The following is an 18,688-nucleotide window of genomic DNA, read 5'->3' as shown; positions in this document are numbered from 1 at the left end:
AGGATATATGCGGATTTTCTTATATTTGATCCTCGAAACAAAAGATTGTGGAGCGAAAAATAATTCATATTGACATGGACGCATTTTATGCTTCCGTAGAGCAGCGGGATAATCCGGAACTGCGTGGCAAACCGCTTGCTGTAGGGCATTCGGAAGAACGGGGTGTAGTGGCGGCTGCCAGCTATGAGGCTCGTCGTTATGGGGTACGTTCGGCCATGGCATCGCAAAAAGCCAAGCGTTTGTGTCCACAATTGATCTTTGTTCCCGGACGAATGGAAGTGTATAAATCCGTATCACGTCAGATACATGAAATATTTCATGATTATACGGATATCATTGAACCACTTTCACTGGATGAGGCTTTTCTGGATGTGACGGAGAACAAACAAGGAATCCGGCTTGCTGTAGATATAGCTTGTGAAATTAAAAAACGTATTCGGGAAGAATTGAACCTGGTAGCTTCCGCCGGTGTGTCTTACAATAAATTTTTGGCAAAGATTGCTTCGGACTATCGTAAACCCGACGGCTTGTGTACCATTCATCCGGATCAGGCAATGGATTTTATAGCTACTCTGCCTATTGAATCATTTTGGGGAGTAGGGCCAGTGACCGCTAAAAAAATGCATTCTTTGGGTATTCATAATGGATTACAGTTACGCACATGTTCGGTGGAAATGCTTATCCGGCAGTTTGGTAAGGTTGGTACATTGTATTATGATTTTGCCCGTGGAGTAGATCTTCGCCCGGTAGAAGCTGTTCGCATCCGTAAATCTATTGGTTGCGAACGAACATTAGAGAAAGATATCTCTTTACACTCTTCAGTTATTATTGAACTGTATCATGTGGCAGTGGAGCTGGTAGAGAGATTACATCGAAAGGAATTTAGAGGAAATACACTGACGTTAAAGATTAAGTTTCATGATTTTAGTCAGATAACGCGTAGTATCACCCAGGTTAATGAACTGATGAATTTGGATAAGATTCTTCCCTTAGCAAAACAGTTATTAAAAGAGGTGGATTATGAACATCACCCTATTCGGTTGATAGGACTTTCTGTTTCCAATCCGAAAGATGAAATGGAAGAGCAACACGGAGTGTGGGAACAACTTAGTTTTGAATTTAGTGACTGGGGATAAGGATTACAAAGTAGATATATAATGTGATGATAATACATTTTATAGGTAATAAATTTGCTGTAAAACAGAATATTATATATCTTTGCAGCATGACAATGACTTTTAAATCGGATTTGGTTTTATAAACAATCTGTATTTCTAATACAGATTGTCCTTTCGTTTGCTCTCGGATAACCCTTTTCGAGAGTGGTTTTCTATTATTATAATTCATGTTTAATCTGCGTACAATGATGAAGGCATTGTTATGCTTTCCGTGTACGTAAAATATATTAAGATAATGAGTAACGAAAATAAAACAATTCACGATTTCGAACTTAATTTAATCTGTGATTTTTTTTCCAATATGGAACGACAAGGACCTGGAAGTCCTGAAGTAACACTGAAAGCATTGGGTTTTACGGATAACCTCAATGATAAATCTCTTATTGCCGATATTGGTTGTGGAACAGGTGGTCAGACAATGGTATTGGCTCAAAATGTTCCGGGGAAGATTATCGGGCTTGATTTTCTTCCTAATTTTATTGAGATTTTCAATCGTAATGCAAGGCAGTTGGGTTTGCAAGACAGGGTAAAAGGTATTGTGGGTTCAATGGATAATCTTCCTTTTCAAAATGAAGAATTAGATATGATTTGGTCGGAAGGAGCCATATATAATATTGGCTTTGAGCGTGGACTGAATGAGTGGCGCAAGTATTTGAAAACAGGAGGGTATATTGCTATTTCTGAAAGTTCGTGGTTTACAGATGAGCGCCCAGCGGAAATCAATAAATTCTGGATGGATGCATATCCTGAGATAGATACAATTCCTCACCAAATAGCCAAAATATGTAAAGCGGGATATCTTCCTGTTGCTACATTTATTCTGCCGGAAAATTGCTGGACAGAACATTACTTTGCTCTGAAAATTGCAGCCCAGGAGATTTTTCTTAATAAATATGCAGGAAATGAAACAGCCGAAGAATTTAGTGCACTTCAATCTGTTGAAGAAGAACTGTACCGTAAGTATAAAGAATTCTATGGTTATGTATTTTTCATCGCTAAAAAGATAAGACAATGATTAATTTAAATAATTATGGTTGGAATAGTAGATTAAACCAATTGAAACAAAAATCGACATATAGCACTTTTACTCATGGACGAATATCCATTGTACACCGTACCTGTTATGAAGTTATTTCTGAGAATGGACTATTTCAGTGTGAACTCACAGGAAATATGATGTATGGAAAATCGGATTTTGAATTACCTTGTACTGGCGATTGGATAATATTTCAACCGTTCGATGATAATAAAGGGATTATAGTTGATATGTTACCTCGTGAACGGACATTGTATCGCAGGAAAAGTGGAACAGTTGCGGATAAGCAAGCTATTGCTTCATATATTGATAAAGCGTTTATCGTGCAAAGTCTTGATAATAATTTCAATATTCGTAGAATCGAACGCTTTATGGTTCAACTATTGGAAGAAAATATTAATTCTGTATTGGTACTTAATAAAGCAGATTGTGATTTTGATAAGCGGAAAGTTGATGAGCAAATGAAACATATTGTTCGTCAGATACCGGTATTTTTTACCAGTATCTACCAATCTCAGACTATTCTACAATTACGGGAATCGATATCAAAAGGTGAAACGGTTGTATTTGTCGGTTCCTCAGGTGTCGGAAAAAGTTCATTGGTTAATGCATTATACGGAAAAACGGTATTGCTTACGTCTGGTGTAAGTTTGGCCACGGGAAAAGGAAGGCATACTTCAACCCGGCGGGAAATGGTGCTAATGGACGAATCTGGAGTTTTAATCGATACTCCGGGAATCCGGGAATTTGGTTTAGCTATTGATAATTCCGATTCACTTATAGAAGCTTTGGAAATCTCTGATTATGCGAATATGTGTCGCTTCAGAGATTGCAGACATATAAATGAACCAGGATGTGCCGTTTTAGAAGCAGTAAACCGTGGTGTATTAGACCATAAAATTTATGAGAGTTATTTGAAACTTCGACGGGAAGCTTGGCATTTCTCCGCTTCGGAACATGAAAAACGTAGAAAGGATAAATCTTTTGCGAAACTAGTGGAAGAAGTAAAGAATCGCAAGGTTAATTTCTAATTTTTATTTAAAGAGAAGGTGTGTCAAAAGTCTGAGAAAGCTATCAATATGTAACTTTAGAAACGCAGATTAACACAAATGACCGCGGATTTAATTTAATCTTTGTGTAAATTAGCATTAATCTGCGTTTTAATGATGGTTAATTTACTTTATTGACACACCCTCTCTTTTATTTCAATATAGACATAGATTTAGGAGATAGATAATTTTGATTATAGCCTGGAATTAACCGATGAATTTCAGGTAAATGAATTGTATAGATAAAAAGAAAGCGGAGAACCAATTTGACTCTTCGCTTTTGTTACATATAATATAGTGGTGTGTTTACATGGCAATCTGCTTTGAAAGCAGTTTTTGAAGTTGGCCATTCAAAGTCTGGCACATTGTTCCGTTTCCCATTGCATGATAACGTTTAATACGATACTGCAACATCATAATTTTTTCATTTGCATTCTTTTTCATAATCTTCATCTTTTTTGCCCTCCACGTTTTGAAGAGCGGTTTTACATCTTGTTTTCTCTATTAACACTGCAAAGATACGAAAAGTTCACGGAAAACATGTTGTGCAACATAAAAAATATGCTTTTCACCCTCTTTTTTCTTAAAAGAGACCGAAATGACAAGTGGATATTACAAATATATTACATAACTTTGTACTCTATGATACTATTCCAGTTGAGCGGATTTTGATTGTGCCTTATTATATAATATAGAAATAAAATGAAAACATCGATTCACTTTTTCTCGTGCCTTTTGTTGGCTGTTTTCTTATTATCCTGTGGTGAGACTCATTTCCTGAAGGAGGAAGCATATCGTAACCAGGTGAAAGCTGATTTCGGAATAAAACAATTACAACTTCCTTTGGGTGATTTGTTTGCTATCTTTAATGATTCTACGTTGACTACTGCAGAACGGGAAGCGTTGATGTTTTTGTATGCTTATATGCCTATAGGAGATATCACTGACTATTCGGGAGACTATTATCTGGAAAATATCCGTTTGTCTGAACAGGCCCGGCAAGAAATGCCCTGGGGAAAGAAGATCCCAGAAGATGTTTTTCGTCATTTCGTACTTCCTGTCCGGGTGAATAATGAAAATCTGGATAATTCCCGTAGTGTGTTTTATGGTGAGCTGAAAGAACGCATTAAAAAACTTTCGATGCAGGATGCTATTCTTGAAGTAAATCACTGGTGCCATGAGAAAGTGGTTTATCGTCCGAGTGATGCCCGTACCAGTTCACCGTTAGCTTCTGTCAAGACGGCTTACGGACGTTGTGGTGAGGAGTCTACCTTTACCGTAGCTGCACTTCGGGCGGTGGGGATTCCTGCCCGGCAGGTATATACTCCGCGTTGGGCACACACAGATGATAATCATGCCTGGGTAGAGGCTTGGGCAGATGGTAAATGGTATTTTTTCGGAGCTTGCGAACCGGAGCCTGTCTTGAATCTGGGATGGTTTAACGCACCAGCGAGCCGGGGGATGCTGATGCATACAAAAGTATTTGGACGTTATAAAGGAGCAGAAGAAATCATGTATGAAACACCCAACTATACTGAAATTAATGTTATTGAGAACTATGCTCCTACGGCAAAAGCAGTTGTTACGGTGGTAGACGCCGGTGGTAATCCTGTATCGGAGGCTAAAGTGGAGTTTAAGGTATACAATTATGCCGAGTTCTACTCAGTAGCTACTAAACGTACAGATGACGCCGGTCGGGTTTCATTGACAGCCGGTAAAGGAGATATGTTGGTGTGGGCTTCAAAAGGAGATAATTTCGGATTCGGTAAACTATCTTTTGGAAAAGAGAATGAACTGATACTTGTCCTTGATAAGAAACCGGGTGAGACGTATTCACTGACACTGGATATTGTTCCTCCTGCCGAAGGTACGGATTTGCCTGAAGTAACTCCGGAACAGCGGGCAGAAAACAATCGTCGTATGGCACAGGAAGATTCTATTCGTAATGCATATGTGGCTACCTTTGTCACAGAAGAGCAAGGAGTGGCATTTGCCCGTAAGTATGCTATGGATGCTGAGTCTGTATCTCGTCTGTTGGTTGCTTCGAGAGGAAATCATCAAACGCTGACCGATTTTCTTTCGGTTGCTGCCAAAGAGAAGAATGCAGAGCTTGCACTTAGTTTGCTCAGGTTGGTTTCAGATAAGGATTTGCGCGATGTAACACCGGAAGTGTTGGAAGATCATTTCCGCCATTCCGTTGCCGGGTATTGCGGAGAATATTATTATTCCTCTATTCTCAATCCGCGGATAGCAAATGAAATGCTGACTCCTTATAAAGAGTTTTTCCAGAAAGCAGTTTCAGCTGATGAGGTGGAACACTATCGAAAAAATCCGCAGGCATTGGTAGCTTGGTGCAAAAAGAATATTGCTATTAATAATGAGTTGAATTCACAACGTATTCCTATGTCGCCTGCAGGTGTATGGAAAGCATCGGTAGCTGATGAAAAATCACGGGATATTTTCTTTGTAGCGCTGGCACGTGCTTTAGGTATTCCTGCCTGGATAGACGAGGTGACAGGAAAAATACAATATAAAGATTTTGCTAATAACAGATTGAAGAATGGAGAAACCTTCGATGTGGATTTTGAGGTGGCCGAACAGACCCTGGCACCTTCAGGTGTTGTAAAAGCCACTTATCAGTCTATCCGATCACTCGATAATCCCAAGTATTACTCTCATTTTACATTGTCACGTTTTAAAGAGGGTACTTTTCATCTGTTGAACTATGATGAAGGTACTACTTCCTGGGAAAATCTGTTGAAGAACGGTACACGGCTGGATGCCGGTTATTATATGCTTACCACCGGAACCCGCCTTGCCAATGGTTCTGTACTTGCTAATCTCTCTTTCTTCAATGTAGAAAAAGACCAGGTGACAACGACTGCTTTGACAATGCGGCAAAGTGAAACTCAGGTGCAGGTTATCGGTAATTTTAATTCTGAGTCTATGTATCGTCCGGTAGAGGGTAGTGATGTGCAAAGTATCTTGCAAGCTTGTGGACGTGGTTACTTTGTTGTGGGTATACTGGGCGCAGGGCAGGAGCCTACCAATCATGCTCTGAAAGATATTGCTGCATTGGGTAGCGATTTTGAGAAGTGGGGACGTAAAATGGTATTTCTTTTCCCCGATGAAGAACAGCATAAAAAGTTCCATCCGGCAGAATTCCCAGGATTACCTTCTACTATCCTTTATGGGGTGGATGTGAACGGAAGCATTCAAAAGCAAATTGCGGAATCTATGAAATTGTCGAATTCCGAAACATTGCCGATATTTATCATCGCTGATACATTTAATAGGGTAGTCTTTGTCTCTCAGGGATATACTATTGGATTGGGAGAACAATTGATGAAGGTAGTGCATGGTTTATAGGGAAGACAAGTTGCAATAATAGTTAATTATTTGTGTAGAGTGTGTTTTCATTAAAAATAATTATTACGTTTGCAGCGATTATGATAAAGTATGCATTTTACATATTGATAGGTGTATTTTTTGTATTGGGACTGAATATAGCTCCCGGACAAGAATTATCCGGACTTCAGAATGAAATTGAAGTTCGGATAGGTGATACCCCTCAATCTGTAAAGTCTGCTTGTATTCTATCTTCCAGGACAGATAATGATTGTGTCAGAGATACGCATTCTGTATTTCATGATGAATCATCTGATTATAAGGTTTGTGACGGGATTCTTTCCAGCCTCTCCGGTTCAAGGAATGTGGCACCGTTTAAGCTACTGAAATTTAATAAGCCAACTACTGTTATACAGATTCTTAGTGCACTCAGTGTTCAGTTACCCGAGAGCAAGTACAGAAATTTACCTTGCAGTACCAGTTGCATGAAGTATTCGTGTGGATACTATATCTATACGTTAGCTCATATTCTTATTTAGCCAATTCACTATTCCATCTATTTGCAGAGTAAGTAATTTTTATACTTTCTCAGCTTTCTGTCGGGTGTGTACTGCCTTCTTTTTCATTCTTACGAGAATATAACTGTCAATCTAAAGAAAATAGGAGTATGTCCATAGATAAAAAATGGATATACCTCCCGAGTATTAATTGATATCCGGGGAAAAGATATTGTAGTTTCGTTGTGATAACGGGATAAGCATCATATAAGGACAAGATGTAACCGAAGTGATTCAGGTAGATGCATCAGCCGATTGGCCTTATATGGATGAATGAGGAAAGCCCAATGGAATTAAAAGAATTTCATGTGTGTCTAAATAATAGTTTACCATTGGGCGCCTCTTCTTTACTTTGAAACGAACTAATAACTTAAAATATATTGCTATGTTAAAATTATTATTAGCCACTTTTGCCATGATGGGACTTACGTTCGTCATAGGCTTTTTCGTAGCTGCAGTGATAAAACTTATTGCAAGTGCAGCCGATTCACTCGATTTCTATAGTTCTCATCAGGTAGAACTTCAACGATTACGGCGTTTAAAGAAAGTACGTCAGAATGTGGAACGTTTGTTATGGCATAATGCCATAGCTGAACAGGATGGTTCGGGCGATAAACGTGAAGATTACAGTCGTGGTATTAATCGGGATATCATTCGTTACCACGGATATTATCATGGGGTAAGTCCGGGTACATCCGATGATAATCTGTTGGAGTATTACTACCCTGAAGATACCCACATCGTTTATCTTGAAAAACGAGAAGAAATGCTCCAACAGCATAAAGATAACAGTAAGAAATCATCTACCAATACCAAATAATAAACTTATCATATCATGGAAAATATAGACTTTATGAGCTTGTTCCAGGGAGTGGGAACAATGATGGAGAGTGGCTGGCTGCTCGCAAGTGCCCGTGTGTTTCTTGTCGCTTTAGGGTTTCTGCTTATTTATCTGGGCTGGAAAGGTGTGCTGGAACCGATGGTAATGATACCGATGGGATTGGGAATGATAGCCATCAACTGTGGTACGCTGATAATGCCGGACGGTACATTGGGAAACTTATTTCTCGATCCGATGCTTTCTGATACAGATGAGTTGATGAATACCATGCAGATTGACTTCTTACAACCGGTTTATACATTGACTTTCAGTAATGGATTGATAGCCTGTTTTGTGTTTATGGGTATCGGTACGTTGCTTGATGTAGGTTTTCTGCTCCAGAAACCATTTGCAAGTATATTTTTGGCATTGTGTGCCGAACTGGGTACTTTCCTGACCGTTCCTATTGCTTCTGCTTTGGGACTGACACTTAAGGAGAGTGCTTCGGTGGCTATGGTTGGCGGAGCAGACGGACCAATGGTACTCTTTACTTCACTGGCACTGGCAAAGCATCTGTTTGTTCCTATCACAGTAGTAGCATATCTCTATTTGGGGTTGACGTATGGTGGATATCCTTATTTAGTAAAACTAATGGTTCCCAAACGTTTGCGTGCTATTAAGATGACTACAAAGAAGGCCCCTAAAAATTACGATGCAAAAGTAAAACTGGCTTTCTCTGCTATTCTGTGCGCAGTGTTGTGCTTCTTATTTCCGGTAGCATCACCTTTGTTTTTCTCTTTATTTATAGGTGTGGCTGTGCGTGAGTCCGGGATGAAGCATATTTATGACTTTGTGAGTGGCCCGTTACTGTATGGTTCTACTTTTATGCTTGGATTGTTACTGGGAGTACTTTGTGATGCCCATTTGCTACTTGATCCAAAAATCCTGAAATTACTGGTTTTAGGTGTTATCGCCCTGCTTTTCTCTGGTATAGGAGGCATCTTGGGAGGGTATGTTATGTACTTTATCAAAAAGGGCAATTATAATCCGGTGATTGGTATTGCTGCTGTTAGCTGTGTGCCGACAACTGCAAAAGTAGCACAGAAGATAGTTAGTAAAGACAATCCTAACTCTTTTATTCTTGGTGATGCTTTAGGAGCCAATATCTCCGGCGTCATCACCTCTGCTATCATAACTGGTATCTATATAACGATTATACCATACTTGTAAGATGGGGGGGATTAGTGATAAGTGATTAGTGATAAGTGAGTAGTAGTTAGTGATTAGTGATAAGCGAGTAGTGATAAGTAAACTGCGCCATCGTATTGCCGCATGGTACTAATCGCTTATCACTAATCACTAATCACTGCTTTTATCGTCTTTTCCACCCTTTCTGCCGTGGTTATCTGTTTGGTGTATTCGTCAATTTGTACTGTTCCTCCCATTGAAACGGCAGGATTTCGGTATTGCATGCCACTGATCACTGTTTTCCGTGCAGAGAAGTGGAATTCTTCAATTCCTGTTTCTGAGGCAATACGTGCTATGTTTTTTTCGTTTACACCACAGCCGGCAAGTAGGATGATCCGTCCGGCAGCTTGTCTCTGGAGTTCTTTTAATAAAGGAATCCCGGCTTCTGCGGTTGCTTGTTGTCCGGAAGTCAGTATGCGGTTACAGCCTGATTCTATAATCTCTTCCAATGCCTTCTGTGGATTACGGCATACATCGAAAGCCCGGTGAAAGGTAACCGATAACCCGTCAGCAGCTGCTACCAACTCCTTCATTAAAGGCATGTCAACTTCTCCGTCTGGTGTCAGACAGCCCAATACAACACCGTCTGCACCTGCTTTCTTTACCATTTCTATATCCCTTAACATCGTTTTTATCTCTAAGGGTGAATAGAGAAAATCACCTCCCCGGGGGCGGATTATTACATGGAGTTTGATATGTAACAATTCCCGTGCAACAACAATTTCACCATACGAAGGCGTTGTTCCTCCTTCCGGTATGCCGGCACACAACTCTACACGATCTGCTCCACCTTGCTGTGCAGCCAGGCAACTCTCTACCGAGTTGGTACATATCTCGAATTTATACTTTCTCATAGCAGGAAAACGTTATTAAAAAAGGGCGAATTGCTTCGCCCTTATCTTGATATTCTTCTTTATTCGTTTTTTTATTTAGCAAAGCTAACCGCACGTGTTTCACGGATTACGGTAATCTTCACCTGTCCCGGATAAGTCATCTCATCCTGTATCTTCTTCGCAATTTCACCCGACAGGCTTTCTGTTTGCTTATCGTCAATCTTATCTGCACCTACGATAACGCGGAGTTCGCGTCCCGCCTGGATGGCATAAGTCTTTGTTACTCCCGGATAAGCCATAGCCAATTGCTCCAGGTCGTTGAGACGTTTGATATACGCTTCTACTATTTCGCGGCGTGCTCCCGGACGTGCACCGGAGATAGCATCACATACCTGTACGATCGGAGCGAGCAAGCTTGTCATTTCCGTTTCGTCATGGTGAGCACCGATAGCATTGCAGATATCCGGTTTCTCTTTGAATTTCTCGGCTAACTTCATACCAAGTAATGCGTGCGGCAATTCTGGTTCTTCATCAGGCACTTTACCAATATCGTGCAACAATCCGGCACGTTTTGCTTTTTTAGGGTTCAAGCCCAGTTCCGATGCCATTACAGCACAGAGATTCGCAGTTTCGCGAGCGTGTTGCAGCAAGTTCTGACCATAAGAAGAGCGGTATTTCATCTTACCGATGATACGGATCAATTCCGGATGTAATCCGTGGATACCGAGGTCAATAGTGGTACGTTTACCGGTTTCGATGATTTCTTCTTCAACCTGTTTGCGTACTTTGGATACTACCTCTTCAATACGTGCAGGGTGGATACGTCCGTCGGTTACCAACTGGTGCAAAGCCAGACGGGCTATCTCACGACGTACGGGGTCAAATGCAGAAAGAACGATTGCTTCTGGAGTGTCATCTACTACGATTTCTACACCTGTAGCAGCTTCCAGTGCACGGATATTACGTCCTTCACGACCGATAATACGTCCTTTGATTTCGTCAGATTCAATGTGGAATACGGTTACAGAGTTCTCAATGGCTGTTTCCGTAGCTACCCTTTGAATAGACTGTATCACAATGCGTTTTGCTTCTTTACTGGCTGTCAGCTTGGCATCGTCCATGATATCATTGATGTAGGACTGCGCCTGTGTTTTGGCCTCTTCTTTCAAAGATTCTACCAAGCGTTCTTTTGCTTCTTCGGCAGACAAACCGGAAAGTGCTTCCAGCTTTTCTATCTCCTGATGTTGCAGTTTGTCCAGTTCTTCTTTCTTCTTATCAACAATTCCCAGTTGGGCTTCCAGATTTTCTCTTACGGCGTCAGCTTCTGCTTTCTTGCGCTGAATCTCTTCCTGACGCTGGCTCAATACCATTTCGCGCTGTTTCAATTTATTTTCAGCCTGCTGAATCTTTTGATTACGTTGCGCTACTTCTTTTTCCAGATCTGCTTTTTTGTTGAGGAATTTCTCCTTAACTTCCAGCAATTTGTTTTTCTTTATCACTTCCGCTTCGGTTTCCGCCTCTTTCAAGACGTTATCGTATTTGGCCTTTAGTCCGTATCGGAATAATACGTATGACAATATGCCACCTACGATGAAGCAAGCAATGGATGCTACTATTGTTACTAACATTGTAATTTAATTTAAGTATAAATAAAAACGCACCGCAAATACGAGGAAATTCTTTCTCCCGAGTATCTTGCAGTGCGTGGGTTTTCTATAAATTTGTTGATAGGACATGTTTTCACTCGCCCTTGAAATACTCTTCGAGCATTTCCGTCAATTCTTCTATCTTCTCTGTATACGGACCGGTATCGTTACGTTGCCTTAGTTTTAGATTCTCCTGTGAAAACTGATAGGCTACCATAGCTATTAATTTCTCAGGTTCCAGGCTTTTGTAATGCTCCCGATAAGCATTGAGCTTGATATTTACCTGTTTGGCTGCTTCTCTCATCAATTCTTCCTCGTCACGGTTGATTGTGATAGGATAATATGAGTCTGCAATTTGCAGGTTTATCTTTATTTTATCGTTCATACACCTCTTCTTTTATTCATTCAACAGAGCGATGCATTTGTCGACTTCACGCACTAATTTGGACAATCGCAGCTTTGTCTCTTTTACATCGCTGCCGTTAAGGCTGATTGCCGTAGCTGTTTTTAGGTTCGTGTAGCTTCTTTCCAATTCTTTATATTCAGCCAGTATCCTTTCGTTTTCTTTCTTCTCCTCTTCGAGAAGTTGCTTAAGTTCAGCATTTTCACGCTTTAATTCATCGTGAAGATAGATTAAATGCCGTAGTCTCGCTTCAAAGGTACTTAATAGCTTTTTTGCTTCTTCTGTCATTACTACACCAAAATTGTACACAAAAATACAATTAAGTCTGAGATTACAAAAACTTTTCCGCAGAAATTAGTCGTTTGGGCTGAAAATAACTATTAGATGGATGTTTACTATCGGAGTTAAGTAGAGACAAGGTGCATACTTTTTAGTGGTTCTTTCTTTATATCCTGCTATCATTAACTTCTGAAGTTTACTATCAAAACACCCGGATGTTCTTGCTGAAAACATCCCCATGTTATTGTATAAAACATCCGGATGTTTTGCTTTCTTACTACAAGAGTTATGCCTCTAACAAATTGGTATATAGTTGCTGATAGAGTATGTTGTTGGGTGTAGTTTAAACCTGTACTTAATTGACCTCTTTATTGTTACTGAATTTGAATTAAATATTTCTATAAATTAATTTATTAAATAATTTGGTTTATAAAATAAACTACTTATATTTGCATCGGATTTAAATCTTTGATGCAATGTATTTAATTCGTTTATTAAATCAGAAAATACAATGGAAGACATTATTTTGAAAATATTGGGAGTTTGGTGTGCTATGGTTATCGTAGCCTTATATTATAGTTTTGAGTACAACAGGTAGTCGAATAATTTAAAGGACATAAGATATATGGAAAACGAGAAACTGAATGAGAAAGAAAGTTTAGAACTTATTTCTCAAATGATTCAAAACACGCGGACAAGAGTTGAAAAGGACGGTGGTACTCCTTTTTTGATATGGGGGTATGGAACAGTGATTATTTCATTACTGGTATGGTATATGGTTGCGTCGACCGGAAAGTATGAGTGGCAATATTTATGGTTTCTTTTGCCGGCTATCGGATTTCCTGGCACTCTTTGGGTGACCAGAAAGAATGAATCGCCTGTAAAGACTTATATAGATCGGGTTGTAAACTATATCTGGATTGTATTTGGGAGTGCTGGTTTTTTGGTATCATGTGTTTCTATTGCCTATCCTCTTCCTATTTTGTTTATTATTCTTTTGCTTATGGGAATGGGAGTGATATTGACTGGAATGGTGATACACTCTAAAATAGCACTGATAGGTGGTTTGCTGGGAGTGCTATCTTCTTTGGGATGTATTTGGGTAACCGGTGTAAATCAGATACTTGCTTTTGCTCCTGCTTTCATCTTTATGATGATTATTCCCGGACATATGATAAATTACAGTGCAAATATAAAGAAATAAGAAGGGGAAATGATTATGAAAGATACTTCGACACGTTTCGAGCGTTTTTGTACTTCTTGGAAATTCTTCCTGGTGCTGATAGTTTTACAGTTTGTATTAATGCCGGTGGCTACTAAAGGTTTTCGCTTTGAAGAGATGGGGCAGATTATCTTCACTACACTGGGACATGCTTTGATAAACCGCTTTTATCCTTATTCCTTTATATTTCAGTGGATGGCACTTGCATTGATTGTAGCCTTACTGTTTTTTAGAAATAGAATCGGGCGTTTTTTCTCGGCTTATGTGGGAGCCTGTTATTTGTTGTATGCAGTTATTCAGAGCATAGCCATTACTAATAAATATGGAGTCAGCGTGGTAACGGTCAATCTGGTAATGATGTCATTTGTTGCTTTTGTCTGGTTTCGGGATTGCTGGAAGGGAGAGAATGAGTATGACTTCTCCAATCTCAATTGGAGAACAGCATGGCTGATTCCTGTAGCTTTTTTCTGTTTATGGTTTCCTATGGATTTGTTGAATGTGAAACCGGATTTTAATCCGGCCTATCTCTTTTCGGGCTATGCATCGCTGGCTTTTTGTCCAATGACTCCTGTGTTTCTGACATTGCTTACGTTATGTCGTCCTCGAATTAATATGACTACTTACAGGGTGACAGCAATGGTAGGGCTTATTATCGGAGTTTATAATATGGGACAATTTGCTTCCCCTGCGGGTTTTTATTTAGGAATGTATCATTTACCTTTGTTGCTTGTTTCTTTATATGCATTGTTGAGTAGCAAACGGTTGAAATAAATAGTTAAGAAAAATGGAAGATAAGAAATTGAATGAACAAGAGAGCCTGGCGCTGATAGCACAGATGATTCAAAATAGTAAAAAAGGTTTGGTGGTAGGAAGTGGTAACTCCTTTTTGTTCTGGGGGTATTTAACGCTTGCCGTTTCTATTGCAATTTTTGTATTACTTTATTTCACAGGAAGTCAGAGTTGGTTCTGGCTTGGAAGTGTCATTCCGGTAATAGGATGTTTGTATATCTGGTGGATGTCCCGGAGAGATGGGAAAAGAACTATGAGTTATGTTGATAAAGTGATTTCTAATGTATGGCAAATAGTGGGGGGAACTTGTGCCATTATTGCTCTGTTGGCTTTGAATTATGGAAACAACATTGCTATATTACCTCTGCTGTTACTTGTGTTATCCGTTGGGGCAGGTATAACAGGCTCTGTTATTCAGGAAAAGTCATTCTATAACTGTGCCGCTTTTGGTATCGCTATTTCTTTAGGTATGCTTTTTAATATCAACACCATCGTAGAAGGGCCTTTACCTCAGGTTTTTGCTTTTGCCCTTGCTATTGTAGTGGTGATGATCATTCCGGGACATATTGTCAATCATAAAGCAAAGAGAAACAATGTTTAAAGAACTGAATCCGTTACTCCATTCCGAACTTCGCCTGGCGGTGATGTCGTTGCTTATTTCTGTAGAGGAAGCGGACTTTGTCTATATCCGTCAGCAGACAGGAGCTACGGCAGGGAATCTGAGTGTGCAGATTGATAAACTGAACAAAGCGGGTTATGTGGAAGTGACAAAGACTTTTAAGGGAAAGATGCCGTGTACTATCTGTAAAATTACGCCGCAAGGGGTCGATGCTTTTGAAGAGTATGTGGAGGCGTTGAAGAGCTATATTATAAAATAAGTTCAGATATAGTTGATTGAAATGCAGATTTGATCACCTTTGAATTTGTTTCACCACACAGAGTTTCATAGAGCTTTATATCTGGATAAAACGCAGATTAACGCGAATGGCGCAGATTAAAATCCTGTCATTCTTTATTTATACTTGTTTTTCTTTGCGAAAATCTGTGCTAATTTGTGTCTCAATCAGGTAATAAAAGTTCATGAAACTCAGTGTTACTCTGTGGTGAATTGATTTCTTTTTTATCTGTTCTTCATAAATAGACGAATACGTTCAAGTATTAGTTCCAGAAATTTTTCTGTAATATTATTTTTTGCATTTGTTAGAATAGATATTTTATTCCTATTATATTTGGGTCTGTCAGATTCTGCAAGCTTAGTAGCGAATTGTAACAGACAATATGCACATTCTAAATCTGCAAGGCCGAATCTGTCCCAGTCAAAAGTATCTAATCCTTCATAGAAATTTTCTAAAAAGATATAGACGTCCTCAGAAGTTTCCATGTCTTTTTTTACAGAGCAGGGGCATGGGTATTCATCATCAAAAATTCTTTTTTTCATGGCTTTGTTTGTTTCTGAGAGTTGTCTATTCTTTCGAATAATTCTTTCCAACACATGGTACGAACTGCGTCTTTGTCTGTTAATCTGGAACGTTCCATTTTTGATATTTTTATGTGTAGGTTTGAAATAATTTCCTTTTGTTGCTCTATGCGTATCCACATGAAGGCAATAATGGTGAGTAGTAGGGTGAACAATAGTGTAGCAATTGTACCAACAACGTAGAATCTTTCTTCGGATAAATAAAAAGTGTGCCCCATATATATTTCTTTTTAAATTTTAATTGGGGCATAAAAAACGCACCCAATCCAATATAGTCCACCTAGGGTGCTGCAAACAACCCGAATACACTTATACTGAACGGGTGCGCATATCGTTGTAAAACAACATACGTATCCCTGTTCAGTTCAGGTGTATTCATTTAAAAATTGCAGCTTTTAGGTGAACACTAAACTGAATAAAAATGATACTCTATTTAAGTATCACTGCAAATATAGCGAAAAGAAAATACATTGCAATAAGATGGAGTATTTATTCCGGGATTTCAATAAAAAGAATGATCATATCAGCTATCCGATGTACTCTAAATTATTTTTGCTTATAGTGTTTGTTTTGGGTTGATAAAATTATTATTATCAAAATAAGAAATTTATTTTCACTATCTTTGTGAAAATAACGAGCTGTTTTCTTTCATTGAATACGATAGTAAACGAGAACAAATATGAAACGTTGTAAGATAACAATTTTAAAAACAACTCTTAATGAAGAACTGGCTAAAGAATATGCCGGTCCGGATTTCACAAAATGCCCGATGATGAGAGAAGGGCAAGTGTTTTATGCGGATTATGCTAAGCTCGAAGGTTTTTGTGATGAGGCGTGGAAAGCTATTTATCAGTATGTATTTGCTTTAGCACATGGTTCCGGTATCTTTTATGTGACAAAATAGAGAAAATAAATATAGTATATGTTGAAAATATTAGTAACCTACGCCGTACAAGGCGAATTTGCAGAGATTAAATGGCCCGATGTGGAAGTGTATTATGTGCGTACCGGTATTGGTAAAGTAAAAGCAGCTTTTCATCTGGCCGAAGCAATTCGTCAGGTAGAGCCGGATATTGTGATAAATATGGGTACAGCAGGGACAATCAATCATCGGGTAGGAGATGTATTTGTTTGCCGTCATTTCATCGACAGGGATATGCATAAACTTGCAGGATTGGGATTAAGTTATGAGTTGGATACCTCTGCATTGCTTGAACAGAAAGGTTTCTGTCGTCATTGGACTGAATCGGCTACCTGTAATACCGGTGATAGTTTCCTTACCGAATTGACCGATATTGAAGGAGATGTGGTTGATATGGAAGCCTATGCGCAGGCGTTTGTTTGTACTTCCAAAGAGATTCCTTTTATTTCAGTGAAATTTGTATCGGACGTGATTGGGCAGAACTCTGTAAAACATTGGGAAGACAAACTGGCTGATGCCCGTACCGGATTATCTCATTTCTTCAATGTTTTGAAAGAAAGTATATGATAGGTAACTCCTGAAGCAATCAGAAATAGTAGTATCTTAACCCATACCAATGGGATGAGGAAAAAGATGCAATAAAGCATAGTGCCCCACATTAGTAGTAATGAGATGATTTTTGCCCGTAACGGTATTGCTTTGTTTTCGCGAAAATTACGAATATAAGGGCCGAGGTGTTTCTGATTCAGTAACCATTGATACAAGCGTGGCGACCCTTTGAAATAGAGTGCGGCAGTAAGTAACAGGAAAGGGGTTGTAGGGAGTAGTGGTAGAAAGATACCCAGAACGCCCAGTGCCAATGATACAGTTCCTAAAATGATACAGATAGTTTTCATTCTGCAAATGTAGAAAAAATAACGATGTTTGCAGAATGGAAATATGATTTTGTATTACCTTTGCCCTTGCATCGAGGTGACATTAGATGCAGGACTTTTTAAATATATATGACGATGTATACAGTAATTAAACGCCTGGAAGTGTCGGCTGCACATAGCCTGAACCTTTCATATAGTAGTAAATGTGAAAATCTTCATGGTCACAATTGGGTTATCACAGTCTACTGCCGCTCTGCGGAACTCAATGCCGATGGGATGGTAGTGGATTTTAGCCATATCAAGAAGGCTGTAAAAGAAAAGCTGGATCACCAGAATCTGAATGAAGTGCTTCCTTTTAATACTACTGCTGAGAATATAGCCCGTTGGGTTTGTGAACAAGTCCCGCATTGTTTCAAAGTAGAAGTACAGGAGTCTGAATCAAACACGGCTATCTATGAGAAAGATTAACGAAATTTTTTATAGTCTGCAAGGTGAGGGGTATCATACAGGTACCCCTGCTGTTTTTGTCCGTTTCTCGGGATGCAATTTGAAGTGTAGCTTTTGTGACACCCGTCATGAAGAAGGTACGATGATGACGGATGAAGAAATTATAGCTGAAGTGAAAAAATATCCAGCTGTTATGGTGATACTTACCGGAGGTGAACCCTCTCTGTGGATTGATGATAATTTTATTGATCTTTTACATCAGGCAGGGAAGTACGTTTGTATTGAAACGAATGGTACTCGTCCGTTGCCGGCTTCTATCGACTGGATAACCTGTTCGCCCAAGCAGGGTGTAAAATTAAGCTTAAACAAGATAGATGAAGTGAAAGTTGTCTATGAAGGACAAAATATTGACGTTTATGAGTTGCTTCCCGCCGAACATTTTTTCCTCCAACCTTGTTCTTGTAGTAACACCGCATTGACGGTGGACTGCGTGATGCGACATCCCAAATGGAGACTAAGCCTGCAAACGCACAAACTGATAGATATTCAGTAGCCATGA

The 18,688-nt window shown here is 39.3% G+C and carries 22 protein-coding genes and 1 pseudogene; 15 read left to right on the top strand and 8 right to left on the bottom strand.

Annotated features, from left to right (window positions below; all coding sequences use genetic code 11):
* Window positions 1-44: 44 nt before the first annotated feature.
* From dinB to rsgA, 3 genes are all read left to right on the top strand, one after another.
* Window positions 45-1,136: a DNA polymerase IV gene (gene dinB, locus ACESQI_RS07605; protein WP_370788804.1), complete on the top strand. Its 1,092-nt coding sequence runs from the start codon at window positions 45-47 to the stop codon at window positions 1,134-1,136.
* A gap of 244 nt (window positions 1,137-1,380) precedes the next feature.
* On the top strand, window positions 1,381-2,193 hold the full coding sequence (locus ACESQI_RS07600) for a class I SAM-dependent methyltransferase (RefSeq protein ID WP_025867411.1): 813 nt from the start codon (window positions 1,381-1,383) through the stop codon (window positions 2,191-2,193).
* The gene (gene rsgA / locus ACESQI_RS07595; protein WP_373125657.1) at window positions 2,190-3,245 is read left to right on the top strand and encodes a ribosome small subunit-dependent GTPase A; all 1,056 of its coding nucleotides are present in this window, start codon (window positions 2,190-2,192) and stop codon (window positions 3,243-3,245) included. Before ACESQI_RS07600 ends, rsgA begins: the two co-directional genes overlap by 4 nt.
* A gap of 324 nt (window positions 3,246-3,569) precedes the next feature.
* On the opposite strand, the gene ACESQI_RS07590 is transcribed toward rsgA, so the two are convergent.
* Window positions 3,570-3,707 carry a hypothetical protein gene (locus ACESQI_RS07590; RefSeq protein WP_002559705.1) on the bottom strand — a complete coding sequence of 46 codons (138 nt, stop codon included), beginning with the start codon at window positions 3,705-3,707 and terminating at the stop codon, window positions 3,570-3,572.
* 258 nt (window positions 3,708-3,965) lie between these two features.
* Here ACESQI_RS07590 and ACESQI_RS07585 point away from each other — a divergent pair, with 258 nt between their 5' ends.
* The 4 genes from ACESQI_RS07585 to ACESQI_RS07570 all read left to right on the top strand — a co-directional run bounded on the left by ACESQI_RS07585 (window position 3,966) and on the right by ACESQI_RS07570 (window position 9,218).
* Window positions 3,966-6,632 (top strand): transglutaminase family protein, encoded by a 2,667-nt coding sequence (locus tag ACESQI_RS07585; protein WP_373125655.1) that lies wholly within the window; start codon window positions 3,966-3,968, stop codon window positions 6,630-6,632.
* An 80-nt stretch (window positions 6,633-6,712) separates the two neighbouring features.
* Entirely contained in the window at window positions 6,713-7,150 is a 438-nt protein-coding gene (locus ACESQI_RS07580; protein ID WP_373125653.1) for a hypothetical protein, read from the top strand.
* Between the two features lie 403 nt (window positions 7,151-7,553).
* Window positions 7,554-7,988: a hypothetical protein gene (locus tag ACESQI_RS07575; protein ID WP_025867413.1), complete on the top strand. Its 435-nt coding sequence runs from the start codon at window positions 7,554-7,556 to the stop codon at window positions 7,986-7,988.
* Between the two features lie 15 nt (window positions 7,989-8,003).
* A complete protein-coding gene (locus tag ACESQI_RS07570) occupies window positions 8,004-9,218 on the top strand; it encodes a sodium ion-translocating decarboxylase subunit beta (RefSeq protein ID WP_002559709.1) in 1,215 nt (404 codons plus the stop codon).
* Window positions 9,219-9,340: 122 nt separating this feature from the next.
* Here the strand turns inward: ACESQI_RS07570 and ACESQI_RS07565 are convergent, their stop codons facing one another.
* The 4 genes from ACESQI_RS07565 to ACESQI_RS07550 form a co-directional block, all read right to left on the bottom strand.
* Entirely contained in the window at window positions 9,341-10,090 is a 750-nt protein-coding gene (locus tag ACESQI_RS07565; RefSeq protein WP_373125651.1) for a copper homeostasis protein CutC, read from the bottom strand.
* 71 nt (window positions 10,091-10,161) lie between these two features.
* A complete protein-coding gene (rny, locus tag ACESQI_RS07560) occupies window positions 10,162-11,697 on the bottom strand; it encodes a ribonuclease Y (RefSeq protein ID WP_002559711.1) in 1,536 nt (511 codons plus the stop codon).
* 112 nt (window positions 11,698-11,809) lie between these two features.
* Entirely contained in the window at window positions 11,810-12,100 is a 291-nt protein-coding gene (locus ACESQI_RS07555) for a cell division protein ZapA (protein ID WP_002559712.1), read from the bottom strand.
* Between the two features lie 12 nt (window positions 12,101-12,112).
* Complete coding sequence (locus ACESQI_RS07550) at window positions 12,113-12,406, bottom strand: hypothetical protein (protein ID WP_002559713.1); 294 nt, start codon at window positions 12,404-12,406, stop codon at window positions 12,113-12,115.
* Window positions 12,407-13,022: 616 nt separating this feature from the next.
* On the opposite strand from ACESQI_RS07550, the gene ACESQI_RS07545 reads away from it, so the two are divergent.
* Genes ACESQI_RS07545 through ACESQI_RS07530 form a run of 4 tightly spaced genes read left to right on the top strand, consistent with a single transcriptional unit; the run spans window position 13,023 to window position 15,286 of the window.
* A complete protein-coding gene (locus ACESQI_RS07545) occupies window positions 13,023-13,601 on the top strand; it encodes a hypothetical protein (RefSeq protein WP_373125649.1) in 579 nt (192 codons plus the stop codon).
* A 9-nt stretch (window positions 13,602-13,610) separates the two neighbouring features.
* Window positions 13,611-14,390 carry a hypothetical protein gene (locus ACESQI_RS07540; RefSeq protein ID WP_007484495.1) on the top strand — a complete coding sequence of 260 codons (780 nt, stop codon included), beginning with the start codon at window positions 13,611-13,613 and terminating at the stop codon, window positions 14,388-14,390.
* A 13-nt stretch (window positions 14,391-14,403) separates the two neighbouring features.
* Entirely contained in the window at window positions 14,404-15,009 is a 606-nt protein-coding gene (locus tag ACESQI_RS07535) for a hypothetical protein (protein WP_002559716.1), read from the top strand.
* Complete coding sequence (locus ACESQI_RS07530; RefSeq protein WP_002559717.1) at window positions 15,002-15,286, top strand: transcriptional regulator; 285 nt, start codon at window positions 15,002-15,004, stop codon at window positions 15,284-15,286. Before ACESQI_RS07535 ends, ACESQI_RS07530 begins: the two co-directional genes overlap by 8 nt.
* Window positions 15,287-15,528: 242 nt before the next feature.
* Here the strand turns inward: ACESQI_RS07530 and ACESQI_RS07525 are convergent, their stop codons facing one another.
* On the bottom strand, window positions 15,529-15,846 hold the full coding sequence (locus ACESQI_RS07525) for a hypothetical protein (protein WP_002559718.1): 318 nt from the start codon (window positions 15,844-15,846) through the stop codon (window positions 15,529-15,531).
* Window positions 15,843-16,103: a hypothetical protein gene (locus tag ACESQI_RS07520; protein ID WP_025867418.1), complete on the bottom strand. Its 261-nt coding sequence runs from the start codon at window positions 16,101-16,103 to the stop codon at window positions 15,843-15,845. Before ACESQI_RS07520 ends, ACESQI_RS07525 begins: the two co-directional genes overlap by 4 nt.
* Window positions 16,104-16,564: 461 nt before the next feature.
* Here ACESQI_RS07520 and ACESQI_RS07515 point away from each other — a divergent pair.
* Together ACESQI_RS07515 and ACESQI_RS07510 are read left to right on the top strand one after the other, a co-directional pair.
* Window positions 16,565-16,777 (top strand): annotated as a pseudogene (locus ACESQI_RS07515) (TIGR04076 family protein); the annotation flags it as partial.
* 30 nt (window positions 16,778-16,807) lie between these two features.
* Window positions 16,808-17,374 carry an MTA/SAH nucleosidase gene (locus tag ACESQI_RS07510; protein ID WP_007484500.1) on the top strand — a complete coding sequence of 189 codons (567 nt, stop codon included), beginning with the start codon at window positions 16,808-16,810 and terminating at the stop codon, window positions 17,372-17,374.
* Here the strand turns inward: ACESQI_RS07510 and ACESQI_RS07505 are convergent.
* Window positions 17,341-17,703, bottom strand: coding sequence for a YbaN family protein (locus ACESQI_RS07505; protein ID WP_081504723.1), 363 nt, complete (start codon window positions 17,701-17,703; stop codon window positions 17,341-17,343). The two genes, ACESQI_RS07510 and ACESQI_RS07505, sit on opposite strands and share 34 nt — an antisense overlap.
* A gap of 114 nt (window positions 17,704-17,817) precedes the next feature.
* On the opposite strand from ACESQI_RS07505, the gene ACESQI_RS07500 reads away from it, so the two are divergent.
* Window positions 17,818-18,150 (top strand): 6-carboxytetrahydropterin synthase, encoded by a 333-nt coding sequence (locus ACESQI_RS07500; RefSeq protein ID WP_002559722.1) that lies wholly within the window; start codon window positions 17,818-17,820, stop codon window positions 18,148-18,150.
* Window positions 18,137-18,682, top strand: a complete 546-nt coding sequence (locus ACESQI_RS07495; protein WP_007484501.1) for a radical SAM protein — start codon at window positions 18,137-18,139, stop codon at window positions 18,680-18,682. The genes ACESQI_RS07500 and ACESQI_RS07495 overlap by 14 nt, the downstream gene beginning before the upstream one ends.
* Window positions 18,683-18,688 lie beyond the last annotated feature (6 nt).

The organism is Bacteroides sp. HPS0048 (assembly GCF_964240755.1).
GTDB lineage: Bacteria > Bacteroidota > Bacteroidia > Bacteroidales > Bacteroidaceae > Bacteroides > Bacteroides nordii.
The sequence above is the reverse complement of the archived record's forward strand: the minus strand, read 5'-3'. Positions and strand labels throughout refer to the sequence as shown.

Excerpts from the sequence above, each read along its gene's own strand:
- ACESQI_RS07600 (WP_025867411.1), top strand. The coding sequence starts at position 1,381 with ATGCTTTCCGTGTACGTAAAATATATTAAGATAATGAGTAACGAAAAT.
- rsgA (WP_373125657.1), top strand. The coding sequence starts at position 2,190 with ATGATTAATTTAAATAATTATGGTTGGAATAGTAGATTAAACCAATTG.
- ACESQI_RS07590 (WP_002559705.1), bottom strand. The coding sequence starts at position 3,707 with ATGAAAAAGAATGCAAATGAAAAAATTATGATGTTGCAGTATCGTATT.
- ACESQI_RS07585 (WP_373125655.1), top strand. The coding sequence starts at position 3,966 with ATGAAAACATCGATTCACTTTTTCTCGTGCCTTTTGTTGGCTGTTTTC.
- ACESQI_RS07580 (WP_373125653.1), top strand. The coding sequence starts at position 6,713 with ATGATAAAGTATGCATTTTACATATTGATAGGTGTATTTTTTGTATTG.
- ACESQI_RS07575 (WP_025867413.1), top strand. The coding sequence starts at position 7,554 with ATGTTAAAATTATTATTAGCCACTTTTGCCATGATGGGACTTACGTTC.
- ACESQI_RS07570 (WP_002559709.1), top strand. The coding sequence starts at position 8,004 with ATGGAAAATATAGACTTTATGAGCTTGTTCCAGGGAGTGGGAACAATG.
- ACESQI_RS07565 (WP_373125651.1), bottom strand. The coding sequence starts at position 10,090 with ATGAGAAAGTATAAATTCGAGATATGTACCAACTCGGTAGAGAGTTGC.
- rny (WP_002559711.1), bottom strand. The coding sequence starts at position 11,697 with ATGTTAGTAACAATAGTAGCATCCATTGCTTGCTTCATCGTAGGTGGC.
- ACESQI_RS07555 (WP_002559712.1), bottom strand. The coding sequence starts at position 12,100 with ATGAACGATAAAATAAAGATAAACCTGCAAATTGCAGACTCATATTAT.
- ACESQI_RS07550 (WP_002559713.1), bottom strand. The coding sequence starts at position 12,406 with ATGACAGAAGAAGCAAAAAAGCTATTAAGTACCTTTGAAGCGAGACTA.
- ACESQI_RS07545 (WP_373125649.1), top strand. The coding sequence starts at position 13,023 with ATGGAAAACGAGAAACTGAATGAGAAAGAAAGTTTAGAACTTATTTCT.
- ACESQI_RS07540 (WP_007484495.1), top strand. The coding sequence starts at position 13,611 with ATGATTATGAAAGATACTTCGACACGTTTCGAGCGTTTTTGTACTTCT.
- ACESQI_RS07535 (WP_002559716.1), top strand. The coding sequence starts at position 14,404 with ATGGAAGATAAGAAATTGAATGAACAAGAGAGCCTGGCGCTGATAGCA.
- ACESQI_RS07530 (WP_002559717.1), top strand. The coding sequence starts at position 15,002 with ATGTTTAAAGAACTGAATCCGTTACTCCATTCCGAACTTCGCCTGGCG.
- ACESQI_RS07525 (WP_002559718.1), bottom strand. The coding sequence starts at position 15,846 with ATGAAAAAAAGAATTTTTGATGATGAATACCCATGCCCCTGCTCTGTA.
- ACESQI_RS07520 (WP_025867418.1), bottom strand. The coding sequence starts at position 16,103 with ATGGGGCACACTTTTTATTTATCCGAAGAAAGATTCTACGTTGTTGGT.
- ACESQI_RS07510 (WP_007484500.1), top strand. The coding sequence starts at position 16,808 with ATGTTGAAAATATTAGTAACCTACGCCGTACAAGGCGAATTTGCAGAG.
- ACESQI_RS07505 (WP_081504723.1), bottom strand. The coding sequence starts at position 17,703 with ATGAAAACTATCTGTATCATTTTAGGAACTGTATCATTGGCACTGGGC.
- ACESQI_RS07500 (WP_002559722.1), top strand. The coding sequence starts at position 17,818 with ATGTATACAGTAATTAAACGCCTGGAAGTGTCGGCTGCACATAGCCTG.
- ACESQI_RS07495 (WP_007484501.1), top strand. The coding sequence starts at position 18,137 with ATGAGAAAGATTAACGAAATTTTTTATAGTCTGCAAGGTGAGGGGTAT.